The 22,176-nt window shown below is 55.3% G+C and carries 20 protein-coding genes and 1 other RNA gene; 6 read left to right on the forward strand and 15 right to left on the reverse strand.

The annotated features are described in order from the left end of the window. Positions 1 to 86 precede the first annotated feature (86 nt). Together ACOTZF_RS09530 and ACOTZF_RS09535 are read left to right on the forward strand one after the other, a co-directional pair. Positions 87 to 818 carry a MurR/RpiR family transcriptional regulator gene (locus ACOTZF_RS09530; RefSeq protein ID WP_020687085.1) on the forward strand — a complete coding sequence of 244 codons (732 nt, stop codon included), beginning with the start codon at positions 87 to 89 and terminating at the stop codon, positions 816 to 818. A 116-nt stretch (positions 819 to 934) separates the two neighbouring features. After that, the gene (locus tag ACOTZF_RS09535) at positions 935 to 2,368 is read left to right on the forward strand and encodes a 6-phospho-beta-glucosidase (protein ID WP_038983905.1); all 1,434 of its coding nucleotides are present in this window, start codon (positions 935 to 937) and stop codon (positions 2,366 to 2,368) included. Positions 2,369 to 2,437: 69 nt separating this feature from the next. Here the strand turns inward: ACOTZF_RS09535 and ACOTZF_RS09540 are convergent, their stop codons facing one another. The 8 genes from ACOTZF_RS09540 to ACOTZF_RS09575 form a co-directional block, all read right to left on the reverse strand. Continuing rightward, positions 2,438 to 3,181 carry an SDR family oxidoreductase gene (locus ACOTZF_RS09540; protein ID WP_013098620.1) on the reverse strand — a complete coding sequence of 248 codons (744 nt, stop codon included), beginning with the start codon at positions 3,179 to 3,181 and terminating at the stop codon, positions 2,438 to 2,440. Between the two features lie 72 nt (positions 3,182 to 3,253). Beyond that, a complete protein-coding gene (gene gcvP, locus ACOTZF_RS09545) occupies positions 3,254 to 6,127 on the reverse strand; it encodes an aminomethyl-transferring glycine dehydrogenase (RefSeq protein WP_029883155.1) in 2,874 nt (957 codons plus the stop codon). 122 nt (positions 6,128 to 6,249) lie between these two features. Continuing rightward, entirely contained in the window at positions 6,250 to 6,639 is a 390-nt protein-coding gene (gene gcvH, locus ACOTZF_RS09550; protein WP_013098622.1) for a glycine cleavage system protein GcvH, read from the reverse strand. A gap of 23 nt (positions 6,640 to 6,662) precedes the next feature. Next, complete coding sequence (gene gcvT, locus ACOTZF_RS09555; protein ID WP_061773042.1) at positions 6,663 to 7,757, reverse strand: glycine cleavage system aminomethyltransferase GcvT; 1,095 nt, start codon at positions 7,755 to 7,757, stop codon at positions 6,663 to 6,665. 397 nt (positions 7,758 to 8,154) lie between these two features. Further along, entirely contained in the window at positions 8,155 to 9,357 is a 1,203-nt protein-coding gene (gene ubiI, locus ACOTZF_RS09560; protein WP_061771668.1) for an FAD-dependent 2-octaprenylphenol hydroxylase, read from the reverse strand. A gap of 12 nt (positions 9,358 to 9,369) precedes the next feature. Continuing rightward, complete coding sequence (ubiH, locus tag ACOTZF_RS09565) at positions 9,370 to 10,548, reverse strand: 2-octaprenyl-6-methoxyphenyl hydroxylase (protein ID WP_020687080.1); 1,179 nt, start codon at positions 10,546 to 10,548, stop codon at positions 9,370 to 9,372. Then, entirely contained in the window at positions 10,545 to 11,858 is a 1,314-nt protein-coding gene (gene pepP, locus ACOTZF_RS09570) for a Xaa-Pro aminopeptidase (protein ID WP_104668930.1), read from the reverse strand. Before pepP ends, ubiH begins: the two co-directional genes overlap by 4 nt. Before the next feature lie 31 nt (positions 11,859 to 11,889). Then, complete coding sequence (locus tag ACOTZF_RS09575; protein ID WP_013098627.1) at positions 11,890 to 12,468, reverse strand: YecA family protein; 579 nt, start codon at positions 12,466 to 12,468, stop codon at positions 11,890 to 11,892. A 168-nt stretch (positions 12,469 to 12,636) separates the two neighbouring features. On the opposite strand from ACOTZF_RS09575, the gene zapA reads away from it, so the two are divergent. The 3 genes from zapA (at position 12,637) to ACOTZF_RS09590 (ending at position 13,811) form a co-directional block, all read left to right on the forward strand. Then, positions 12,637 to 12,966, forward strand: a complete 330-nt coding sequence (gene zapA, locus ACOTZF_RS09580; RefSeq protein ID WP_006811891.1) for a cell division protein ZapA — start codon at positions 12,637 to 12,639, stop codon at positions 12,964 to 12,966. Between the two features lie 41 nt (positions 12,967 to 13,007). Continuing rightward, positions 13,008 to 13,191, forward strand: a non-coding RNA gene (ssrS, locus tag ACOTZF_RS09585) — 6S RNA. Between the two features lie 23 nt (positions 13,192 to 13,214). Then, positions 13,215 to 13,811, forward strand: a complete 597-nt coding sequence (locus tag ACOTZF_RS09590) for a 5-formyltetrahydrofolate cyclo-ligase (RefSeq protein WP_058660761.1) — start codon at positions 13,215 to 13,217, stop codon at positions 13,809 to 13,811. 107 nt (positions 13,812 to 13,918) lie between these two features. Here ACOTZF_RS09590 and serA read toward each other — a convergent pair whose 3' ends face one another. Together serA and rpiA are read right to left on the reverse strand one after the other, a co-directional pair. Then, positions 13,919 to 15,151 carry a phosphoglycerate dehydrogenase gene (gene serA, locus ACOTZF_RS09595; RefSeq protein ID WP_013098629.1) on the reverse strand — a complete coding sequence of 411 codons (1,233 nt, stop codon included), beginning with the start codon at positions 15,149 to 15,151 and terminating at the stop codon, positions 13,919 to 13,921. Between the two features lie 268 nt (positions 15,152 to 15,419). Next, positions 15,420 to 16,079: a ribose-5-phosphate isomerase RpiA gene (rpiA, locus tag ACOTZF_RS09600; RefSeq protein WP_013098630.1), complete on the reverse strand. Its 660-nt coding sequence runs from the start codon at positions 16,077 to 16,079 to the stop codon at positions 15,420 to 15,422. A gap of 127 nt (positions 16,080 to 16,206) precedes the next feature. Between rpiA and argP the strand changes: the two genes are divergently transcribed. After that, positions 16,207 to 17,100, forward strand: a complete 894-nt coding sequence (gene argP / locus ACOTZF_RS09605; protein WP_008499727.1) for a DNA-binding transcriptional regulator ArgP — start codon at positions 16,207 to 16,209, stop codon at positions 17,098 to 17,100. Between the two features lie 48 nt (positions 17,101 to 17,148). On the opposite strand, the gene ACOTZF_RS09610 is transcribed toward argP, so the two are convergent. From ACOTZF_RS09610 to pgk, 5 genes are all read right to left on the reverse strand, one after another. Continuing rightward, positions 17,149 to 17,889: an oxidative stress defense protein gene (locus tag ACOTZF_RS09610; RefSeq protein ID WP_013098631.1), complete on the reverse strand. Its 741-nt coding sequence runs from the start codon at positions 17,887 to 17,889 to the stop codon at positions 17,149 to 17,151. A 92-nt stretch (positions 17,890 to 17,981) separates the two neighbouring features. Further along, positions 17,982 to 18,617, reverse strand: coding sequence for an arginine exporter ArgO (gene argO / locus ACOTZF_RS09615; protein WP_045902713.1), 636 nt, complete (start codon positions 18,615 to 18,617; stop codon positions 17,982 to 17,984). Between the two features lie 145 nt (positions 18,618 to 18,762). Next, positions 18,763 to 19,617 (reverse strand): small-conductance mechanosensitive channel MscS, encoded by an 855-nt coding sequence (locus ACOTZF_RS09620; RefSeq protein ID WP_013098633.1) that lies wholly within the window; start codon positions 19,615 to 19,617, stop codon positions 18,763 to 18,765. A gap of 185 nt (positions 19,618 to 19,802) precedes the next feature. Further along, positions 19,803 to 20,882 carry a class II fructose-bisphosphate aldolase gene (gene fbaA, locus ACOTZF_RS09625; protein WP_013098634.1) on the reverse strand — a complete coding sequence of 360 codons (1,080 nt, stop codon included), beginning with the start codon at positions 20,880 to 20,882 and terminating at the stop codon, positions 19,803 to 19,805. Positions 20,883 to 20,973: 91 nt separating this feature from the next. Beyond that, positions 20,974 to 22,137: a phosphoglycerate kinase gene (pgk, locus tag ACOTZF_RS09630; protein ID WP_013098635.1), complete on the reverse strand. Its 1,164-nt coding sequence runs from the start codon at positions 22,135 to 22,137 to the stop codon at positions 20,974 to 20,976. Positions 22,138 to 22,176 lie beyond the last annotated feature (39 nt).

Consider the following 22,176-nt stretch of genomic DNA (forward strand, 5'->3'; position numbering starts at 1 on the left):
TCAAAGGCATAAAAATGGATCCTGCCCTCTGGCTGCATGTTATGATGAGTCAATGAGGTCTGAATGAGAGTTATGCCACTGTGAGTATGTTCACCCACGCCGCCATTGCCAGTCTCAATAATCTGGAGATGATGGTCTACAACTATGTCATCAAAAATCGTGACAAAGTGATGTACATGACTATCCGCGAACTGGCGGACGCGGCAGGTGTCTCCACCACCACTATCCTGCGCTTTTGCCGCAAACTCAACTGCGAAGGCTACTCTGAATTCCGCGTACGCTTTAAGCTCTACCTGGAGCAGAACGAACCTCAGCAGATAAATTTTGGTGCCAGTGAAATTATCAGCTTCTTTAAAAGCGTTAATAATGAAGAGTTCGATACATTATTAGATGAAGCGGTGGAGATAATATTATCGTCCGAGCGAATTATCTTTGTCGGTGCGGGGACCTCAGGCTCGCTGGCAAAATATGGTGCACGCTTCTTTTCTAATATCGGTAAATTCAGCAACCATATCGACGATCCTTATTTCCCGGTGACCAATGATATGGCCAAAAATGCGCTGGCGATTGTACTGTCGGTATCCGGTGAAACGGAAGAGATCCTGCGCTTCGCCAGCCAGTTCAGCCTGCATCACTGCAAGGTACTCTCCATTACCAGCCATGAGCACTCGCGGCTGGCAAAACTGGCCGATTTTAATCTCTCCTGGCATGTTCCCCAGACGCGTATTGCAGGCGTGTATGATATCACCACCCAAATCCCCGTTATTTATATTCTGGAGTCGCTCGGGCGTAAACTGGCGAAGAAATTAACAGAATAAAACATCCTGTTTTTTGCATGTAACAAATTACAATTCAGGCAAATTGTTATATCGTGACATTTAATGTCGCTTTGCTAGACTCGATTCCAATAAGTCATGAATTGAGAATAGCAACGATGAAAAAATTAACCTTACCAAAAGATTTTTTATGGGGCGGCGCGGTTGCTGCTCACCAGGTGGAAGGCGGCTGGAACAAAGGCGGCAAAGGGCCGAGCATCTGTGACGTGCTGACCGGTGGCGCGCATGGCGTTCCCCGTGAAATCACCCAGGAAGTGGTACCGGGTAAATACTACCCAAACCACGAGGCCATCGACTTTCACGGCCACTACAAAGAAGACATCAAGCTGTTTGCCGAGATGGGCTTCAAATGTTTCCGCACCTCTATCGCCTGGACGCGCATCTTCCCGAAAGGTGACGAAACGCAGCCCAATGAAGAAGGGCTGAAGTTTTACGACGATCTGTTCGATGAGTTGCTGAAGTACAACATCGAGCCGGTGATCACCCTCTCCCACTTCGAAATGCCGCTGCACCTGGTGCAGGAATATGGCGCCTGGACCAACCGTAAAGTGGTCGATTTCTTTGTCCGTTTCGCGGAAGTGGTCTTCGAGCGTTACAAAAACAAGGTCAAATACTGGATGACCTTCAACGAAATCAACAACCAGCGTAACTGGCGTGCCCCGCTGTTCGGTTACTGCTGCTCCGGTGTGGTCTATACCGAGCACGACAACCCGGAAGAGACTATGTACCAGGTGCTGCATCATCAGTTTGTGGCAAGCGCCCTGGCAGTGAAAGCTGCGCGTCGTATTAACCCGGAAATGAAGGTCGGCTGTATGCTGGCGATGGTGGCGCTCTATCCGTTCTCCTGTAAACCGGAGGACGTGATGTTTGCCCAGGAATCCATGCGTGAACGCTATGTCTTTACCGACGTTCAGCTGCGCGGTTATTACCCGTCTTATGTATTGAATGAGTGGGAGCGCCGTGGTTTTACCATTAACATGGAGCCGGGTGATGAGCAGATCCTGCGTGAAGGTACCTGCGACTACTTAGGTTTCAGCTATTACATGACTAACGCCGTCAAAGCAGAAGGCGGTACCGGCGATGCAATTTCAGGCTTTGAAGGCAGCGTGCCCAACCCGCATCTGAAAGCCTCTGACTGGGGCTGGCAGATTGACCCTGTGGGTCTGCGCTACTCTCTGTGTGAGCTATACGAGCGTTATCAGAAACCGCTGTTTATCGTCGAGAACGGTTTTGGCGCCTACGATAAAGTGGAAGAAGATGGCAGCATCAACGACGATTACCGCATCGACTATCTGCGCGCTCACGTGGAAGAGATGATCAAAGCCGTGACGCACGATGGCGTGGACCTGATGGGTTATACGCCGTGGGGCTGTATCGACTGCGTGTCGTTCACCACCGGCCAGTACAGCAAGCGCTATGGTTTTATCTACGTGAACAAGCACGACGACGGCACGGGCAACATGTCGCGCTCGCGTAAGAAAAGCTTCGAGTGGTATAAAGGTGTGATTGCCAGTAACGGTGAGACGCTTTAACTCTGTAACGCCGGGCGGCGCTACGATTGATCCCCTCTCCCTTTTGGGGAGAGGGTTAGGGTAAGGGGTTTACTTCCCGCCCGCTAACTCAATAAAACTGCCCGTCACGTACGACGCTTTCTCGCTCAGCAGCCAGACAATCGCCTGGGCTACCTCTTCAGGCTGGCCGCCGCGCTGCATCGGCAGCAACGACTTAACGCGATCCACACGTCCCGGCTCTCCACCATCGGCATGGATGTCGGTATAGATAAGCCCAGGGCGCACGCAGTTAACGCGGATACCTTGCGCCGCCACTTCCAGCGCTAACCCGGTTGTCAGTGAATCCACCGCCCCTTTGGACGCCGCGTAATCCACATACTCACCCGGCGCGCCCAGTCGTGACGCCGCGGAGGAGACATTCACAATCGCCCCACCTTTGCCACCATGTTTGTGCGACATACGCTTTACCGCTTCACGGCAGCAAAGGAAATACCCCGTGACGTTGGTTGCCAGCACGCGATTAATGCGTTCAGCCGAAAGATTTTCGATAGTGGATTGCTCAAACAGGATCCCGGCGTTATTCACCAGCGCGGTCAGCGGCTCAGCTTCTCGGTCAAGACTGTCGAACATCGCCAGTACCTGCGCTTCATCGCTAATATCTGCGCGCAGGGCAAAGGCTTTACCGCCCGCCCCGACGATCTGGTTGATAACGTCCGTCGCAGCCTTGATATTGTGGTGATAATTCACCGCCACGGTGTAGCCTTCGTTTGCCAGCTGCAGCGCGGTGGCTTTACCGATACCGCGGCTGGCGCCTGTTACAAGTGCAATACCCATTCTTTTCTCCCAATAAAAAAGCCGGGTATGGCGGCTTCGCCATACCCGGCCTACGTTACTACATCAACACGATTACTGGTATTCGCTCATTGGTACGCAGGAGCAGAACAGATTACGGTCACCGTAGACGTCATCAAGACGTTTCACGGTTGGCCAGTATTTGTTTGCCACACCGGCCGGGAAGACCGCCAGTTCACGGCTGTAACCGTGATTCCACTCCGCCACCATTTCATGCTGCGTGTGCGGCGCATTGACCAGCGGGTTGTCTTCCAGCGTCCATTCGCCGTCCTGCACGCGGTCGATCTCCATGCGGATGGCCAGCATCGCATCAATAAAGCGGTCCAGCTCGGCTTTGCTCTCGGACTCCGTTGGCTCCACCATCAGCGTACCCGCAACCGGGAATGACATGGTTGGCGCATGGAATCCATAGTCGATAAGACGTTTGGCAATATCCAGCTCGCTAATGCCGGTCTGCTCTTTCAGCGGACGAATATCCAGAATGCACTCGTGCGCCACGCGGCCATCACGACCGGTGTAGAGCACCGGGTAGGCCGACTTGAGGCGGGTCGCGATGTAGTTAGCGTTCAGGATCGCCACCTGGCTTGCCTTTTTCAGCCCTTCCGCGCCCATCATGCGGATGTACATCCAGCTGATTGGCAGGATAGAGGCGCTACCAAACGGTGCCGCTGACACCGCGCCCTGACGGGTCAGCATCCCTTCGATCTGCACCACGCTATGGCCTGGAACAAACGGTGCCAGGTGCGCTTTCACGCCGATTGGCCCCATACCCGGGCCACCACCGCCGTGCGGAATGCAGAAGGTTTTATGCAGGTTCAGGTGCGAAACGTCCGCGCCGATGAAGCCCGGCGAGGTGATGCCCACCTGCGCATTCATGTTCGCACCGTCGAGATAGACCTGGCCACCAAACTGATGCACCACTTCACACACTTCACGGATGGTCTCTTCGTACACGCCGTGAGTCGACGGGTAGGTCACCATGATGCAGGAGAGCTTATCGCCCGCCTGTTCGGCTTTCGCACGCAGGTCAGCGAGGTCAATGTTGCCGTTCTTATCGCACGCCACCACGACCACTTCCATCCCCGCCATCTGGGCGGAGGCCGGGTTGGTGCCGTGGGCAGAGCTTGGGATCAGGCAGATATCACGGTGGCCTTCGTTACGGCTCTCGTGATAGTGGCGGATCGCCAGCAGACCGGCGTACTCACCCTGCGCGCCAGAGTTTGGCTGCATGCAGAGCGCGTCATAACCCGTCAGTTTCACCAGCCAGTCGGAGAGCTGGTTGATCATCAGGTGATACCCTTCCGCCTGTTCGGCAGGACAGAACGGGTGCAGCTCGGCAAACTCAGGCCAGGTGATAGGGATCATCTCCGCCGCCGCGTTCAGCTTCATGGTGCAGGAACCCAGCGGGATCATCGCCTGGTTCAGCGCCAGATCCTTGCGCTCCAGAGAGTGCATGTAACGCATCATCTCGGTTTCGCTGTGGTAGCGGTTAAAGACCGGGTGCGTCAGGATCGCATCGTTACGCAGCATGCTTTCCTGAATTGAGCGGCTGTCGAGCGCGACCTCTTTGTCCAGCGTATCAATATCCAGACCGTGCGCGTCGCCCAGCAACACGTTAAACAGGTTGACGATATCTACACGGGTGGTGGATTCATCGAGGGTGATGCCGACCGCGTTATGGATGTCGCTGCGCAGGTTGATTTGCGCCGCATCAGCACGCGCCAGCACCGCCGCTTTGTCCGCCACTTCAACGCACAGGGTGTCGAAGTAGTGAGCGTGACGCAGTTTGAGGCCTTTCTGCTGCAGACCGCAGGCCAGAATATCGGCCAGACGGTGAATGCGGCTGGCGATGCGTTTCAGGCCAACCGGACCATGGAACACCGCATACAGGCTGGCAATGTTAGCCAGCAGAACCTGCGAGGTACAAATGTTGGAGTTCGCTTTCTCGCGGCGGATATGCTGCTCACGCGTCTGCATCGCCATGCGCAGCGCAGTGTTACCGGCAGCGTCTTTTGACACACCGATAATACGGCCAGGCATGGAGCGTTTGAATTCATCTTTTGCCGCAAAGAATGCCGCGTGCGGGCCGCCGTAACCCATCGGCACGCCGAAGCGCTGCGCAGAGCCGAAGACGATATCCGCACCCTGTTTGCCAGGCGCCGTCAACAGTACCAGTGCCATAAAATCAGCGGCGACGCTGACAACGACTTTGCGGGATTTGAGTTCGGTCATCAGGGCGCTGTAGTCATGCACTTCGCCGGTGGTGCCCACCTGCTGTAGCAGCACGCCAAAGACATCCTGGTGATCCAGTACTTTGTCGGCATCATCGACAATCACGTCGAAGCCAAAGGTTTCCGCACGAGTGCGTACCACGTCCAGCGTCTGCGGATGAACATCCGCCGCCACGAAGAAGCGGTTGGCGTTTTTCAGCTTGCTCACGCGTTTCGCCATCGCCATGGCTTCTGCCGCGGCGGTCGCTTCATCCAGCAGAGACGCAGAGGCGATGTCGAGACCGGTCAGATCCAGGGTCACCTGCTGGAAGTTCAACAGCGCTTCCAGACGGCCCTGGGACACTTCCGGCTGATAGGGGGTATACGCGGTATACCAGCCCGGGTTTTCCAGCATGTTGCGCAGGATCACCGGCGGTAACTGCACGTTGGTATAACCCATGCCAATGTAAGACTTATAGCGCTTGTTAAGGGCTGCAATGGCCTTTAATTCTGCCAGCGCAGCAAATTCAGTCGTCGCCTCGCCCACCTGTGGTGGCGTGGCAAGCTGGATGTCTTTTGGCACGATCTGGCCGATCAGTGCGTCTAATGAATCCGCGCCAACTGTCTTCAGCATCTCCTGCTGTTGCTGAGCATCCGGCCCTATGTGACGTTCAATGAAGGCGCCACGGTTTTCAAGCTGGCTTAAAGTCTGTGTCATGAGCGATGGTTCCTGAAACGTGCAGTGAATATAAGTTCCCTCTCCCACCGGGAGAGGGTTAGGGTGAGGGGAAGATGGGCACCCTCACCCCTGTCCTCTCCCGAAGGGAGAGGGATAATGGCTTACTCGTCTTCTAACAGGGCTTCGTATGCGGTGGCATCCAGCAGCGCAGCAACCTGTGATTCGTCGCTGGCTTTGATCTTAAAGATCCAGCCGCCTTCATACGGTTCGCTGTTGACCAGTTCCGGGGAGTCGCTCAGCGCGTCGTTGACGGCAATGATTTCGCCGCTCACCGGTGCATAGATATCGGATGCCGCCTTAACAGATTCCGCGACAGCGCAGTCATCGCCTGCGCTAACGGTCGCGCCCACTTCCGGCAGGTCAACAAACACCATGTCGCCCAGCAGCTCTTGCGCGTGCTCGGTGATCCCAACGGTATAAGAGCCGTCCGCCTCTTTGCGCAGCCACTCGTGTTCTTTGCTGTATTTCAGTTCTGCTGGCACATTGCTCATTGAAGTTCTCCTGATAAAAATGATTAGGCGACCGGCTTACCGGCGCGAACAAAAATCGGTTTGGTCACGTGGACCGGCATTTCGCGGTTGCGGATCTGTACCACCGCCGTTTCGCCAATGCCGGCCGGCACGCGTGCCAGTGCAATACTGTAGCCCAGCGTCGGGGAGAAGGTACCGCTGGTGATCACGCCTTCACGCGGATTGCCGTCTGCATCGGTAAAACGTACCGGCAGTTCGCCGCGCAGCACGCCTTTTTCCTTCATCACCAGGCCAACCAGCTGTTCAGTGCCCTTTTCGCGCTGCATCTCCAGCGCTTCACGGCCAATAAATTCGCGGTCAGCCGGTTCCCACGCGATGGTCCAGCCCATGTTAGCGGCCAGTGGAGAGACGCTTTCGTCCATCTCCTGACCATAAAGGTTCATGCCCGCTTCCAGACGCAGCGTATCGCGCGCGCCCAGTCCTGCTGGCTTGACGCCCGCTTCCACCAGCGCACGCCAGAAGTCGGCGGCTTTTTCATTCGGCATGGCAATTTCATAGCCCGCTTCACCGGTATAGCCGGTGGTGGCGATAAACAGATCGCCCGCCTGCACGCCGAAGAACGGCTTCATGCCAGCGGTGGCTTCACGCTGCTCGTTGTTGAACAGCGTGGCGGCTTTCGCCTGCGCGTTCGGCCCCTGTACGGCGATCAGCGACAGATCATCACGGACGGTGATGTCGATGGCATACGGTTCAGCGTGTTGGGTAATCCAGGAGAGGTCTTTTTCGCGGGTGGCGGAGTTTACAACGAGGCGGAAGAAATCTTCAGTGAAGTAGTAGACGATAAGGTCGTCAATCACGCCGCCAGAGGCATTTAGTATGCCGGTATAGAGCGCTTTACCTGGCGTCTTCAGTTTTGCGACGTCGTTTGCCAGCAGATAACGCAAAAACTCCCGGGTGCGGCTACCGCGCAGGTCGACAATTGTCATGTGGGAGACGTCGAACATACCGGCATCGGTACGCACTGCGTGGTGTTCATCAATCTGGGAGCCGTAATGCAGCGGCATCATCCAGCCATGAAAGTCCACCATACGTGCACCGCATAACACGTGTTGTTCGTACAAAGGAGTCTGTTGAGCCATCTTTTCCTCGTTGAAAAATTCACCGTGAATCCCGGTATCGGCCCCGTCATTCGGCACCGACGCAAACGTTCTCTTTTACCTGAACTTACCACCGAAACCGACGGTTAACCATAAGGTAAAACAGGTCATCACATTAGCTTATGACCAAAAAACGCTGAAAAGCCTACAGAGTTATTCACTGGTAAAATGCGATTCAACCCGCATAAAATTAACAACGATCTAACAATATTTAGCACATGGTGATATTTCATGCGGAAAAACGGGCCAAATTTCCGTAACGTAAAAATAGCCAGATTAGATTATCTAATGCGAAAAATGGCGTGAAATTAGATTATTTCAAACGAGGATATTTACCCGGCGCAGAGGCCGGGTAAATAAAGTGTGACGGGGATCGAGATTAACGTAACCAGTCGGGCAGATCGTTAAGACCCATCGCCTGACGAAGGAGTTGAGGTTTTACGCCCGGAAGGGTGTCGGCCAGTTTCAGGCCGATGTCGCGCAGCAGTTTTTTCGCCGGATTTGCCCCGGCAAACAGCTCGCGGAAGCCCTGCATGCCTGCCAGCATCACCGCCGCGCTGTGCTTGCGGCTGCGTTCGTAGCGACGCAGGTAGAGATGCTGGCCAATGTCTTTACCTTCGCGGTGCAGACGGCGCAGCTCATTCACCAGCTCTGCCGCATCCATAAAGCCAAGGTTAACTCCCTGTCCGGCCAGCGGATGAATGGTATGCGCCGCGTCACCCACCAGCGCGAGACGGTGCGCCGCAAACTGGCGCGCGTAACGGCCGGTCAACGGGAATACCAGGCGTTCGCTCTCAAGGGTGCACAGACCAAGACGGTTATCAAACGCCATGCACAGCGCCTGATTAAACGCCTCTGGCGTCGCCTCGCGCATCAGCTGTGCTTTTTCCGGCACCAGAGACCAGACGATCGAGCACAGGTGCGGATCGCTCAGCGGCAGAAATGCCAGAATACCGTCGTTATGGAAAATCTGGCGCGCAACGCCGCCGTGCGGCTCTTCAGTACGGATGGTTGCTACCAGCGCATGATGACGATAATCCCAGAAGGTCAGGGGAATATCCGCCTTGTTACGCAGCCACGAGTTTGCGCCATCCGCGCCCACCACCAGCCGCGCGGTAAGCATGTCGCCGCTCTGCAGGGTGAGAAACGCTTCGTTTTCGCCCCATGCCACCTGCTGGATTTGCGCGGGCGCCATCAGGGTGATATCGCTGCAGGATTGCGCTTTTTGCCATAACGCATGGTGAATGACGGCATTTTCGATGATATGACCCAGATGGCTATAGCCCATGCTTTCATCATCAAACGCGATATGGCCAAAGCTGTCTTTATCCCACACTTCCATTCCGTGATAGCAACTGGCACGCTGCGCCACGATATCTGACCAGACGCCAAGGCGCGTCAGTAGTTTTTCGCTGGCGGCATTGATTGCCGAGACGCGCAGTTCCGGCGGCGCATCGTGCGCAACGGGCTGAGGCAGATTTTGCTCCAGCACGGCCACGCGCAGACCGCTGCCCTCTAAACCACAGGCCAGCGCCAGCCCTACCATTCCGCCGCCCACAATGGCGACATCAACATTTTGCACGATGATAACTCCTTAACGCGCGACCCAACCAAGGGTCCGCTGCGCCAGCACGTCACGTGCCGGAATGAATAATTCCATCGCCATCAGCCCAAGGTTGCGGCCTGCAACCAGCGGTGCCCAGCGATTGGCAAACAGATGTACCAGGCCATCGGTGACGCCGATAGTCGCTTCTTTATCGGCCCGGCGTCGCTTCTGATAATGGCTGAGCACCGGATACGCACCGCAATCTTTTTGCTCATGCCACGCCTGAGACAGAGTCTCTGCCAGGCTCATCACGTCGCGTAGCCCAAGGTTGAAGCCTTGCCCGGCGATTGGGTGCAACGTCTGCGCGGCATTGCCGACCAGCGCCACGCGATGGGAGATGGACTGAGATGCCGTGGTCAGCGACAGCGGGTAAACAGCGCGTTTTCCCGCATGGGTAATACGCCCCAGCCGCCAGCCAAAGGCTTTTTGCAGTTCGGTACAGAAACGGTCGTCGGACCAGGCCTCAACGTCAGCCGCTTTATCCTGGGGATGACACCACACCAGCGAGCAGCGTCCGTTTGACATCGGCAGCATGGCCAGCGGGCCGTGCTGAGTGAAACGTTCAAACGCCCTGCCGTTGTGTTCTCCCGCCGTAGAAACGTTAGCAATAACGGCGACCTGTCCGTAAGGCTGGGCGCGCCATTCCACGCCGCACTGGGTGCCAAGCGCAGAACGTGAACCATCGGCGGCGACCAGAAGCTGGCCATCCAGAACCGTGCCGTTTTCCAGCGTCACGCTGACCGCCGCTTCGCTGCGGCTGAAGCTGGCGACGCGTGCCGGGCAATGGAGCGTCACGCCCGGGGCATCCTGCAATAAACGGAACAGACGCAGCCCGACGTCGTGAAGTTCAACCACCCGACCTAAGGCATCAATGCGGTAATCCTGCGCGTCCAGCGTCACAAACCCGGCATGGCCACGATCGCTGACGTGAACGGTGTTGATTGCCGTCGCACAATCCGCAATCGCCTGCCAGATGCCAATTCGAGCGAGCTGCTGGCAGGTCCCCTGAGCCAGGGCAATGGCGCGGGCATCAAAACCGGGATGGTCGGACGCCTCTGGCGCCACGGCCTCCACCAGATGGACCGGAAGTTGCCCTTTCGTCAAATGCGAGATGGCCAGCGCCAGCGTAGCTCCCGTCATCCCCCCACCAACGATAATCACGCTCATGGGCGTGCCGCTGCCATCAGCGCCTCAATGTCATCGGCGTTTTTCACCACGCCCGCGGTCAGGTTTTCGTTACCGGTTTCGGTGATGACAATGTCATCTTCGATGCGAATACCAATTCCACGGTACGCTTCCGGCACGTCGGCATCCGGCGCAATGTAGAGCCCCGGTTCAACGGTCAGCACCATACCCGGCTCCAGCACGCGAGAACGTTCTGAACCATACGCGCCCACATCATGCACATCCAGCCCCAGCCAGTGGCTCAGGCCGTGCATAAAGTAGGGGCGATGCGCATTTTCAGCAATCAGGGTATCCACATCACCGTTCAGAATCCCGAGCCTTACGAGGCCGGTAATCATGATGCGCACCACTTCGCCGGTTACTTCCTGGATGGAGGTACCGGGGCGATAGAGCTTCAGCGCGGTTTCAAGAGATTCAAGAACGATGTCATAAATTTCGCGCTGCGCGGGGGTGAACTTACCGTTCACCGGGAACGTACGGGTGATGTCGCCCGCATAGCCCTGATATTCGCAGCCTGCATCAATCAGCACCAGATCGCCGTCACGCAGTTCACTTTCGTTTTCGGTGTAGTGCAGAATGCAGCCGTTTTCACCGCCACCGACAATGGTGTTGTAAGAGGGATAACGCGCGCCGTGGCGGTTAAACTCGTGGTGAATCTCGCCTTCCAGCTGATATTCAAACAGGCCGGGATGGCACTTTTCCATCGCCCTTGTGTGAGCCAGCGCGCTGATTTCGCCTGCACGACGCATCACGTCCAGCTCTTCCTGCGATTTAAACAGGCGCATCTCGTGGACCACCGGGCGCCAGTCCGTCAGCGTGGCCGGGGCGGAGAGATTCTGCCGGGAGCCTTTACGCAGCTTATCCAGCGCGGTGAAGACTATCTCATCGGCGTACGCATACTCACCCTGCGCGTGGTAAAGCACATCCAGCCCGTTCAGCAACTGATAGAGCTGCTGGTTGATTTCGCTGAACGCCAGCGCACGGTCCACACCCAGTTTCGCGGGCGCGGCCTCTTGCCCCAGGCGGCGACCAAACCAGATCTCCGCGGTGAGATCCCGTACGCGGTTGAAAATCACGCTGTGGTTGTGGGTGTCATTGCTCTTGATCAGCACCAGTACCGCTTCCGGTTCATTGAACCCGGTGAAGTACCAGAAATCGCTGTTCTGGCGATAGGGGTATTCACTGTCGGCACTGCGCGTCACTTCGGGCGCGGCAAAAATCAGCGCAGCGCTTCCGGGCTGCATTTTTGCCAGCAGCGCCTGACGACGACGGGAATACTCTTGATTCGAGATAACCATGACACCCTCCTGTGCGTTATTTTTCTTAATGTAAGGTTGGCTTACGAACTTCCGGTGCGGTTGGCTGCGAGCGGGTGAAGTTATCGTGGCACAGCAGTGCCGCCACGCGAACGTACTCGATAATCTCTTCGAGAGACATCTCCAGCTCTTCCTGATCTTCTTCTTCGTCGTAACCCAGTTGCGCGATGTTACGCAGATCGTCGATCGCTTCACCCGCTTCACCGGTCACTTTATCAAGCTTAGGCTGCGTTACGCCCAGCCCCAGCAGATAGTGGTTTACCCAACCGGCCAGCGCATCGGCGCGATCGAACACGCTGACATCGTCGCCTTCAGGCAGATAAAGCTGAAAAAGGAAGCCATCGTCCTCCAGCGAATCGCTGATTGCCGAGTGCATTTTTCGCAGCGCTTCCGCCAGTTCATGACCAAACGCCAGCCCTTCGTTCGTCAGGTCGTGGATCAGCGGCTGCCATGAGCTGTCGCTGTTTCCGCCGCATAGCATGCCACTGATCAGACCGTGCATTTCGGCAGGGGTTAAACCCACACCCTGCTGGTTCAGTAACTGGTTTAAATCGTTGTAACCAGGCATTTCGTTCTGTATAGACATGAGCTTTCGTCATCAAAGGGAGGAATATTCATGATATGCTACCACTTTGGACCCTGGTGATACCAGAAAAGGGCTTGTATCTTCACATCAGGGTAGCTATAGTGTCGCCCCTTCGCAGCCCCCGGGGCAGTAAGCGAAGGCAGCGCAGTCAATCAGCAGGAAGGTGGCATGTCTGCACAACCCGTCGATCTCCAGATTTTTGGCCGTTCACTGCGAGTGAATTGTCCTCCTGAACAAAGGGATGCTTTGAATCAGGCTGCGGACGATTTGAATCAGCGGTTGCAAGATCTCAAAGAACGCACTAGAGTCACAAATACTGAGCAGCTGGTTTTTATCGCCGCGTTGAACATCAGCTATGAACTGACTCAGGAAAAAGCGAAGACCCGCGACTACGCGGCAAGCATGGAGCAGCGCATTAAAATGCTCCAGCAGACCATAGAACAGGCGTTGCTTGATCAAGGTCGCAATCCCGAAAGACCGGGACCAAAGTTTGAATAACACTTCTCAGTTGACTATGGTAGAGTAACTGTGAAGACAAAATTTCTCTGAGATGTTCGCAAGCGGGCCAGTCCCCTGAGCCGATATTTCATACCACAAGAATGTGGCGCTCCATGGTTGGTGAGCATGCTCGGTTCGTCCGAGAAGCCTTAAAACTATGACGACACATTCACCTTGAACCAAGGGTTCAAGGGTTACAGCCTGCGGCGGCATCTCGGAGATTCCCTCACTCTTCTTCTACCACTACCATGACTCAATTCCCTGAAGTTTCTGCCTCACGCCAGGATATTCGTCAACTCATTCGACAGCGTCGCCGGGCGTTAACCCCTGAACAGCAAGCGCATTTTGCCCAGCAGGCCGCGGCACGCATGATGGCGTATCCGCCTGTAGTGATGGCGCATACCGTCGCGCTGTTTCTCTCTTTTGATGGTGAACTGGATACGCAGCCACTCATCGAACAACTCTGGCGAGCCGGAAAGCGGGTCTATCTGCCGGTGCTGCATCCGTTTAGCGCAGGGAACCTGCTGTTTCTGCACTACCACCCACACAGCGAACTGGTTGTGAATCGTCTGAAAATCACCGAGCCGAAGCTGGATGTGCGCGACGTGCTGCCGCTGTCACAGCTGGACGTGCTGATTACGCCGCTGGTGGCGTTTGATGAACAGGGCCAGCGTTTAGGAATGGGCGGGGGGTTCTATGACAGAACGTTGCAAAACTGGCAGCAGTACGGGTTGCAGCCGGTGGGTTATGCGCATGATTGCCAGGCGGTAGACGCCTTGCCGGTCGAGAAGTGGGATGTGCCGTTGCCGGCGGTGGTGACGCCATCGAAGTTGTGGGAATGGTGAAACAGGCGTGCAGCCTGATGCCCTCACCCCAGCCCTCTCCCACCGGGAGAGGGAGAAAACATAAAAAACGGTAACTATCGTTACCGTTTTGCATTTACCTCACACCCTCAGTACAGCAGACGCGCGCGAATCGTCCCCGGAATGGCCTTCATGCTCTGCAGCGCTTTCTCGGCCACATCTTCATCTGCTTCGATATCAATAACCACATAGCCCATCTGCGAGTTGGTTTGCAGATACTGCGCGGCAATGTTGACGCTCTGCTCGGCAAAGATCTGGTTGATGGCGGTCAGCACGCCCGGACGGTTTTCGTGAATGTGCAGCAGACGACGGCCACCGTGCAGCGGCAGTGACACTTCCGGGAAGTTAACGGCAGAGAGCGTTGAACCGTTATCGGAGTATTTGCTCAGTTTACCCGCCACTTCCAGACCGATGTTCTCCTGCGCTTCCTGAGTAGAGCCACCGATGTGTGGCGTAAGGATCACGTTGTCGAACTCGCACAGCGGAGAGTTAAATGGATCGCTGTTGGTTGCAGGCTCCGTCGGGAAGACGTCGATAGCTGCCCCCGCCAGATGCTTACGCTTCAGGGCATCGCACAGCGCGGGAATGTCGACAACCGTACCGCGTGCGGCGTTGATCAGCAGGGAACCTGGCTTCATCAGCGCCAGCTCTTCCGCGCCCATCATATTTTTGGTTGAGGCGTTTTCCGGCACATGCAGGCTTACCACGTCGCTCATGTTCAGCAGGTCTGAAAGATGTTGAACCTGAGTGGCGTTCCCCAGCGGCAGTTTGCTTTCAATGTCGTAGAAGTAAACATGCATGCCCAGGGATTCAGCCAGGATACCCAGTTGGGTACCAATGTGGCCGTAACCAATGATACCCAGTTTTTTACCGCGCGCTTCATAAGAGCCCGCGGCCAGTTTGTTCCACACGCCGCGGTGGGCTTTGGCGTTGGCTTCCGGAATACCGCGCAGCAGCAGCAGCAGTTCGCCAATCACCAGCTCCGCCACGGAACGGGTGTTGGAGAACGGGGCGTTGAAGACCGGGATACCGCGTTTTGCGGCAGCATTCAGGTCAACCTGGTTGGTACCGATGCAGAAACAGCCGATAGCGACCAGCTTTTCCGCCGCAGCAATAACATCTTCAGTCAGGTGAGTACGGGATCGCAGGCCGATGAAGTGGGCATCACGGATGGACGCTTTCAGCTCTTCAGTATCCAGCGCGCCTTTGTGAAATTCGATGTTGGTGTAACCTGCCGCGCGAAGGCTATCAAGTGCTTTTTGATGCACGCCTTCTACTAGCAGGAATTTAATCTTGTCTTTCTCCAGTGATACCTTTGCCATTTACCCGACCCTGTTTTTTTGTCTGAACTGATGTTGTGCTGGATTGAAATCCGCTTAGCCAACATATCAAAAAAAACTATTGCAGCAATATGAACGTTTGCGTCGGCACTCTGAAGAAAAGTCATACAGCGCAAAATAGCAGAGTAAAATGCTGTAAATATTTGTGAATGCGGAAGGTTCAGCAAGAGAGGGGCAAAAAACGTGACACAAGTCACCGAATTTAGCTTTTCAAAATTTTTTTAGCGGGGGGAGGACTCCCCCCGTCAGATCATTTTACGATGGTTTTCACGCCATCAGCCGTGCCGATCAGCGCAACATCCGCGCCACGGTTGGCGAATAACCCTACTGTTACCACGCCCGGAATGCCGTTGATGGCGTTTTCGAGCGCGATCGCGTCGAGAATTTCCAGGCCATGAACGTCGAGGATCACGTTGCCGTTATCGGTGACCACACCCTGACGGTATTCAGGACGTCCGCCCAGTTTTACCAGCTCACGTGCCACGGCGCTACGCGCCATTGGGATCACTTCAACCGGCAACGGGAATTTACCCAGAATATCGACCTGCTTGGAGGCATCCGCGATACAGATAAATTTATCGGCCACGGAGGCGATGATCTTTTCACGCGTCAGCGCTGCGCCGCCGCCTTTGATCATCTGCATATGCCCGTTGATTTCATCCGCGCCATCAACGTAGATCCCCAGACGGTCCACTTCGTTCAGATCGAAAACGGTAATGCCGAGGCTTTTCAGCTTTTCCGTGGAAGCATCGGAGCTCGAAACCGCGCCCTCGATCTGCCCCTTCATCGTGCCCAGCGCATCGATAAAGTGTGCCGCCGTCGACCCCGTACCCACACCGACGATAGTACCCGGTTGCACGTACTGGAGCGCGGCCCATCCTACTGCTTTTTTCAGTTCATCCTGCGTCATGATCGTTTTGCCTGTGGTATGAAAACTTAGGGCGCATTATAGAACACGTGAGGTGGAATTCGTCTGCCACAAAGGGAAAATTGTGTCATAGTGCAGATTAAGCAAAATTAAGGAGTAAGCCAGAGCAATGAAACGTCCGGACTACAGAACACTACAGGCACTTGATGCAGTTATTCGTGAACGCGGTTTTGAGCGCGCAGCGCAAAAGCTGTGTATTACTCAGTCCGCCGTATCGCAGCGTATCAAACAGCTTGAAAACATGTTCGGGCAGCCACTGCTGGTGCGTACCGTGCCACCGCGTCCAACAGAGCAAGGACAAAAGCTCCTCGCCCTGCTGCGCCAGGTTGAACTGCTGGAAGACGAATGGCTGGGTGATGAACAAACGGGTTCTACGCCGTTGCTGCTGTCGCTGGCGGTGAACGCCGACAGTCTGGCAACCTGGCTGCTGCCCGCCCTCGCCCCGGTTCTGGCCGATTCCCCTATCCGTCTGAATCTTCAGGTTGAAGATGAAACCCGCACCCAGGAACGCCTGCGTCGCGGTGAAGTGGTCGGGGCGGTCAGTATTCAGCCTCAGGCACTGCCAAGCTGCCTGGTCGATCAACTGGGGGCGCTGGATTACCTGTTTGTCGGTTCAAAAGCCTTTGCGGAGCGCTACTTCCCCAATGGCGTCACCCGCGCCGCGCTGCTTAAGGCGCCTGCCGTGGCGTTCGACCATCTGGACGATATGCATCAGGCTTTCCTGCAACAAAACTTCGATCTGCCGCCGGGCAGCGTGCCGTGCCACATCGTGAACTCGTCTGAGGCCTTCGTGCAGCTTGCGCGTCAGGGAACCACCTGCTGCATGATCCCGCACCTGCAGATTGAAAAGGAGTTGAAAAGCGGTGAGCTGATTGATTTGACGCCGGGGCTGTATCAGCGCCGGATGCTTTACTGGCACCGTTTTGCGCCGGAAAGCCGCATGATGCGCAACGTCACCGACGCGCTGCTGGCATACGGGCACAAGGTGTTGAGACAGGATTAATCGCTTGAATTCCCTCTCCCTGTGGGAGAGGGTTAGGGTGAGGGCAAATTACTGCGCCTTAGCCGTCTCAGTTTGCTGAGTTTGCGTCGGCTCCAGCTGGAACACCACATCAACCTGATCGTCGAACTGAATGGTCGGCTGCTCATAGCTTTCCTGAGCAGAGACCGGCGCCGCATCGGCTTTCATCATCCGTACCATCGGGCTTGGCTGATAGTTAGAGACGTGGTAACGCACGCTATACACCGGGCCGAGCTTACTCTTAAAGCCAGCGGCCAGCTGCTGCGCCTGATGCATCGCATCGTCAATTGCCGCTTTACGCGCTTCGTCTTTGTATTTCTCCGGTTGCGCAACGCCCAGTGAGACGGAACGAATTTCGTTCAGACCCGCCTTCAGCGCGCCATCCAGAAGGGAGTTCAGCTTATCCAGCTGGCGGACGGTCACTTCAACGCTACGCACAGCTCGATAGCCTTTCAGGATACTTTTGCCGTTCTGGTAGTCGTAATCAGGCTGAGTACGCAGATTCGCAGAGCTGATGTCTTTTTTGGCAACACCGTTCTGCTCCAGGAAAGAGAGATATTGCGCAACACGATCGTCAGCCTGCTTCTTGGCGGAAGCGGCATCCTTCGCGGCTACGTTGACTTCAATTGCCAGCGTCGCAACATCCGGTACCGCATCCACGCTGGCGGTGCCGGAAGTGACGATGTGCGGACCATTAGGCAATTCATTCGCCTGAACAGACACCGCACCCAAACTTACTAATGCCGCCAGGGCCATCACGTTAAACTTCACTGTCATTCCTCCATGTTGCGAAGAGTGCCCTAACAACAGGGCGCATGCCAGCAAGCTTAGCGGGTCCTGCTCAGTTGTCCATAAGACAACGCTTAGTTGAACAATCCCTGAACATGATGAATCCCCTCTTTCGCCAGTTGAAAGGCAATGACCCACATCACCACGCCCACCAGCGTGTTGATGATCCGCTGGGCTTTGGCGGTACGCAAACGGGGTGCCAGCCACGCCGCCAGAATGGCGAGGCCAAAGAACCAGAGAAAGGAGGCGCTCACCGTGCCCAGGGCAAACCAGCGCTTCGGCTCAACGTCCAGTTGCCCACCCAGGCTCCCGAGCACCACAAACGTGTCGAGATAGACGTGCGGGTTAAGCCACGTTACCGCCAGCATGGTGACGATAATCTTCCAGCGCCCCTGCTTCATCACTTCGGCGCTCGCCAGCTCCAGGTTACTGCTCATTGCCGTTTTTAACGCACCGAATCCGTACCACAGCAGGAAGGCGACCCCGCCCCAGGTCACCAGCGTCAGCAGCCAGGGTGACTGCATCAGCAGCGCACTCCCGCCAAAAATCCCGGCACAAATCAGCAGTAAGTCGCTTACCGCGCACAGCAGAGCAATCATCAGATGATACTGGCGGCGAATCCCCTGGTTCATGACAAACGCATTTTGCGGACCGAGGGGAAGGATCATGGCTGCGCCTAACGCAAGCCCCTGAAAATAATACGATAACATGACATTTATCTCGCAGAATTGTCTTTGGAGCAGACTATACTGCGAGAAGAACATTAGAGGAAATTGATAATATTAATTGGGTATTAGCATAGCTAATAAAATAAAAGCCCGGTGGCGCTAGCGCTTACCGGGCCTACGGGAGACGTTATTCGGCTTCTTTTACTTTTTTGACGTTTACGTCCATCTGCGGATACGGGAAGCTGATGCCGTTGGCGTCAAACTCGCGCTTAATGCGCTCCAGCACGTCCCAGTACACGTTTTGCAGATCGCTGCTTTTGCTCCAGATACGCACCACGAAGTTAATAGAGGAAGCACCCAGCTCATGCAGGCGCACGGTCTGCTCTTTGTCTTTCAGAATACGATCGTCGGAGGCGATGATGTTAGCAATCAGCGATTTCACCTGATCAATATCGGAATCATACGCCACGCTGATAATTAACTCGTTACGGCGAACCGGCTCGCGAGAAAAGTTAATAATGTTGCCCGCGATGATTTTCCCGTTCGGGACCACAACGATACGCCCGTCAACGGTACGCAGAGTGGTAGAGAAAATTTGTACCTGCAGTACGGTACCGGCAATGCCGCCAAGGTCAACGTATTCACCCGAGCGGAACGGACGGAAGGTGACCAGCAGAACGCCTGCAGCCAGGTTTGAGAGCGAGCCCTGTAACGCCAGACCAATAGCCAGACCCGCGGCACCAAGCACGGCGATGACGGATGCCGTCTGTACCCCCACGCGCCCCAGTGCAGCAATCAGCGTAAACGCGATGATGCCATAGCGCACCAGCGCAGAGAGAAAGTCAGCCACCGTAGCGTCAATGTGTCGCGCTACCATCACCCGGTTGACCGCATTCGATACAATACGCGCCACGATCATCCCGACAATGATGATGGCAATCGCCGCGACGATATTCACGGCGTAGCTCAGCAGCAGCGCCTGGTTGCGCACCAGCCAGTTACCGGCGTTATTGATGCTGTCTACAACATCGAGTTGTTCCATTTATTCTTCCTTTTGTTAAACCAAAACACAAATCCATCCCCCATGGAGACAGGCAGGTCCGTAAAGGGTAAACAAAAAGCGCAAGTTTTGCCAAACAGATCACAAAAACCGATCTGACAGGGTATTGAAAAAGCATAAAAAAAGGCCCGCGTTTGCGGGCCTCCTGATGCTGTCAGCAGCTCAAATTACAGAACGTCGATCGCGTTCAGCTCTTTGAATGCCTGCTCCAGACGGGTCACCATGGACGTCTGCGCTGCGCGCAGCCATACGCGTGGATCGTAGTATTTCTTGTTCGGCTGGTCTTCGCCTTTCGGGTTGCCCAGCTGGCCCTGCAGGTAAGCTTCGTTCGCTTTGTAGTACTGCAGGATACCGTCCCAGGTTGCCCACTGGGTGTCGGTATCGATGTTCATTTTCACTACGCCGTAGCTTACGGAGTCTTTGATTTCCTGAGCAGAAGAACCGGAACCGCCGTGGAAGACGAAGTTCAGGCTGTTGTGCGGCAGGTTGTGTTTCTTGGACACGTATTCCTGAGAGTCACGCAGGATGGTTGGGGTCAGAACCACGTTACCTGGTTTGTAAACGCCGTGTACGTTACCGAAAGACGCTGCAATGGTGAAGCGTGGGCTGATTTTGCTCAGCTCGGTGTAAGCGTAATCAACGTCTTCTGGCTGAGTGTACAGAGCAGAAGCGTCCATGTGGCTGTTGTCCACGCCGTCTTCTTCACCGCCGGTGCAACCCAGTTCGATTTCCAGGGTCATGCCCATTTTGGACATGCGCGCCAGGTATTTGGAGCAGATCTCGATGTTCTCTTCCAGAGACTCTTCAGACAGGTCGATCATGTGAGAAGAGAACAGTGGCTTACCGGTAGCCGCGAAGTGTTTTTCACCCGCGTCCAGCAGACCGTCGATCCACGGCAGCAGTTTCTTCGCGCAGTGGTCAGTGTGCAGGATAACTGGAACACCGTAGTGTTCAGCCATCTGGTGTACGTGGTGCGCACCAGAGATAGCGCCCAGGATTGCAGCACCCTGAGGAATGTCAGTTTTCACGCCTTTACCTGCAATGAACGCAGCGCCGCCGTTAGAGAACTGTACGATAACCGGTGCTTTAACTTTTGCAGCGGTTTCCAGTACGGCGTTGATGGAGTCAGTACCCACGCAGTTAACTGCTGGCAGAGCAAAGTTGTTTTCTTTAGCTACCTGGAACACTTTCTGAACGTCATCACCAGTGATCACGCCAGGTTTTACGAAATCAAAAATTTTAGACATGTTGCTTAGTCCTGTATCTTCGGCCGTTAGAAAAGGTGCGAGCTCTTAAAGCGCGCTGAAAATTGGGCAGGTTTCCCTGCCCTTGAATGGCTTACTTCTTAGCGCGCTCTTCGAGCATTGCTACTGCTGGCAGAACTTTGCCTTCCACGAATTCGAGGAATGCGCCGCCACCAGTGGAGATGTAGGAGATTTTGTCAGCGATACCGAACAGGTCGATTGCTGCCAGGGTGTCACCACCGCCTGCGATAGAGAACGCTTCGCTGTCTGCGATAGCGTTAGCAACAATTTCAGTCCCTTTACGGAAGTTCGGGAATTCGAACACGCCAACAGGACCGTTCCACAGGATAGTTTTTGCGTTTTTCAGGATTTCAGCCAGTTTCTGTGCAGAAACGTCACCCAGGTCCAGAATCTGCTCTTCATCTTTGATGTCGTTTACAGATTTCAGGGTAGCAGTCGCCGTTTCGGAGAACTCAGTGGCAACGCGAACATCGGTCGGAACCGGGATATCACAGGTGCCCAGCAGGCGTTTGGCTTCGTCAACCAGGTCTGCTTCATACAGGGATTTACCAACGTTGTGGCCCTGAGCGGCAACGAAGGTGTTCGCGATACCACCGCCAACGATCAGCTGGTCAGCGATTTTAGACAGGGAATCCAGAACGGTCAGTTTGGTAGAAACTTTAGAACCACCCACGATGGCAACCATTGGACGAGCAGGTTCTTTCAGTGCTTTACCCAGCGCATCCAGTTCCGCGGCCAGCAGAGGACCAGCGCACGCAACGTCTGCGAATTTACCGATACCGTGGGTAGACGCCTGCGCACGGTGCGCAGTACCGAATGCATCCATTACGAATACGTCGCACAGCGCCGCGTATTTTTTGGAGAGTGCTTCGTCGTCTTTCTTCTCGCCTTTGTTGAAGCGAACGTTTTCCAGCACCACCAGCTCACCAGCAGCCACTTCCACGCCATCCAGATAATCTTTCACCAGGCGAACCGGGCTGGACAGTTTGTCTTTCAGGTAATTAACAACCGGCAGCAGAGAGAACTCTTCGTTGTACTCGCCTTCAGTTGGACGACCCAGGTGGGAGGTCACCATCACTTTCGCACCCTGCTTCAGAGCCAGTTCGATGGTTGGCAGAGATGCACGGATACGCGCGTCACTGGTCACTTTGCCATCTTTAACTGGCACGTTCAGATCCGCACGGATGAAAACGCGTTTACCAGCCAGATCCAGATCGGTCATCTTAATTACAGACATGGTGAATCCTCTCGTTGATTCTTAAAGTTTTGCAGACGC

The sequence above is a fragment of the Enterobacter cloacae complex sp. SHL021 genome, assembly GCF_049237765.1.
Lineage (GTDB): Bacteria > Pseudomonadota > Gammaproteobacteria > Enterobacterales > Enterobacteriaceae > Enterobacter > Enterobacter cloacae.

What these genes read in the sequence shown, in the direction of transcription:
- ACOTZF_RS09530 (WP_020687085.1), top strand. Translation starts at nt 87, where the DNA reads ATGTTCACCCACGCCGCCATTGCCAGTCTCAATAATCTGGAGATGATG.
- ACOTZF_RS09535 (WP_038983905.1), top strand. Translation starts at nt 935, where the DNA reads ATGAAAAAATTAACCTTACCAAAAGATTTTTTATGGGGCGGCGCGGTT.
- ACOTZF_RS09540 (WP_013098620.1), bottom strand. Translation starts at nt 3,181, where the DNA reads ATGGGTATTGCACTTGTAACAGGCGCCAGCCGCGGTATCGGTAAAGCC.
- gcvP (WP_029883155.1), bottom strand. Translation starts at nt 6,127, where the DNA reads ATGACACAGACTTTAAGCCAGCTTGAAAACCGTGGCGCCTTCATTGAA.
- gcvH (WP_013098622.1), bottom strand. Translation starts at nt 6,639, where the DNA reads ATGAGCAATGTGCCAGCAGAACTGAAATACAGCAAAGAACACGAGTGG.
- gcvT (WP_061773042.1), bottom strand. Translation starts at nt 7,757, where the DNA reads ATGGCTCAACAGACTCCTTTGTACGAACAACACGTGTTATGCGGTGCA.
- ubiH (WP_020687080.1), bottom strand. Translation starts at nt 10,548, where the DNA reads ATGAGCGTGATTATCGTTGGTGGGGGGATGACGGGAGCTACGCTGGCG.
- ACOTZF_RS09575 (WP_013098627.1), bottom strand. Translation starts at nt 12,468, where the DNA reads ATGTCTATACAGAACGAAATGCCTGGTTACAACGATTTAAACCAGTTA.
- zapA (WP_006811891.1), top strand. Translation starts at nt 12,637, where the DNA reads ATGTCTGCACAACCCGTCGATCTCCAGATTTTTGGCCGTTCACTGCGA.
- ACOTZF_RS09590 (WP_058660761.1), top strand. Translation starts at nt 13,215, where the DNA reads ATGACTCAATTCCCTGAAGTTTCTGCCTCACGCCAGGATATTCGTCAA.
- serA (WP_013098629.1), bottom strand. Translation starts at nt 15,151, where the DNA reads ATGGCAAAGGTATCACTGGAGAAAGACAAGATTAAATTCCTGCTAGTA.
- rpiA (WP_013098630.1), bottom strand. Translation starts at nt 16,079, where the DNA reads ATGACGCAGGATGAACTGAAAAAAGCAGTAGGATGGGCCGCGCTCCAG.
- argP (WP_008499727.1), top strand. Translation starts at nt 16,207, where the DNA reads ATGAAACGTCCGGACTACAGAACACTACAGGCACTTGATGCAGTTATT.
- argO (WP_045902713.1), bottom strand. Translation starts at nt 18,617, where the DNA reads ATGTTATCGTATTATTTTCAGGGGCTTGCGTTAGGCGCAGCCATGATC.
- ACOTZF_RS09620 (WP_013098633.1), bottom strand. Translation starts at nt 19,617, where the DNA reads ATGGAACAACTCGATGTTGTAGACAGCATCAATAACGCCGGTAACTGG.
- fbaA (WP_013098634.1), bottom strand. Translation starts at nt 20,882, where the DNA reads ATGTCTAAAATTTTTGATTTCGTAAAACCTGGCGTGATCACTGGTGAT.
- pgk (WP_013098635.1), bottom strand. Translation starts at nt 22,137, where the DNA reads ATGTCTGTAATTAAGATGACCGATCTGGATCTGGCTGGTAAACGCGTT.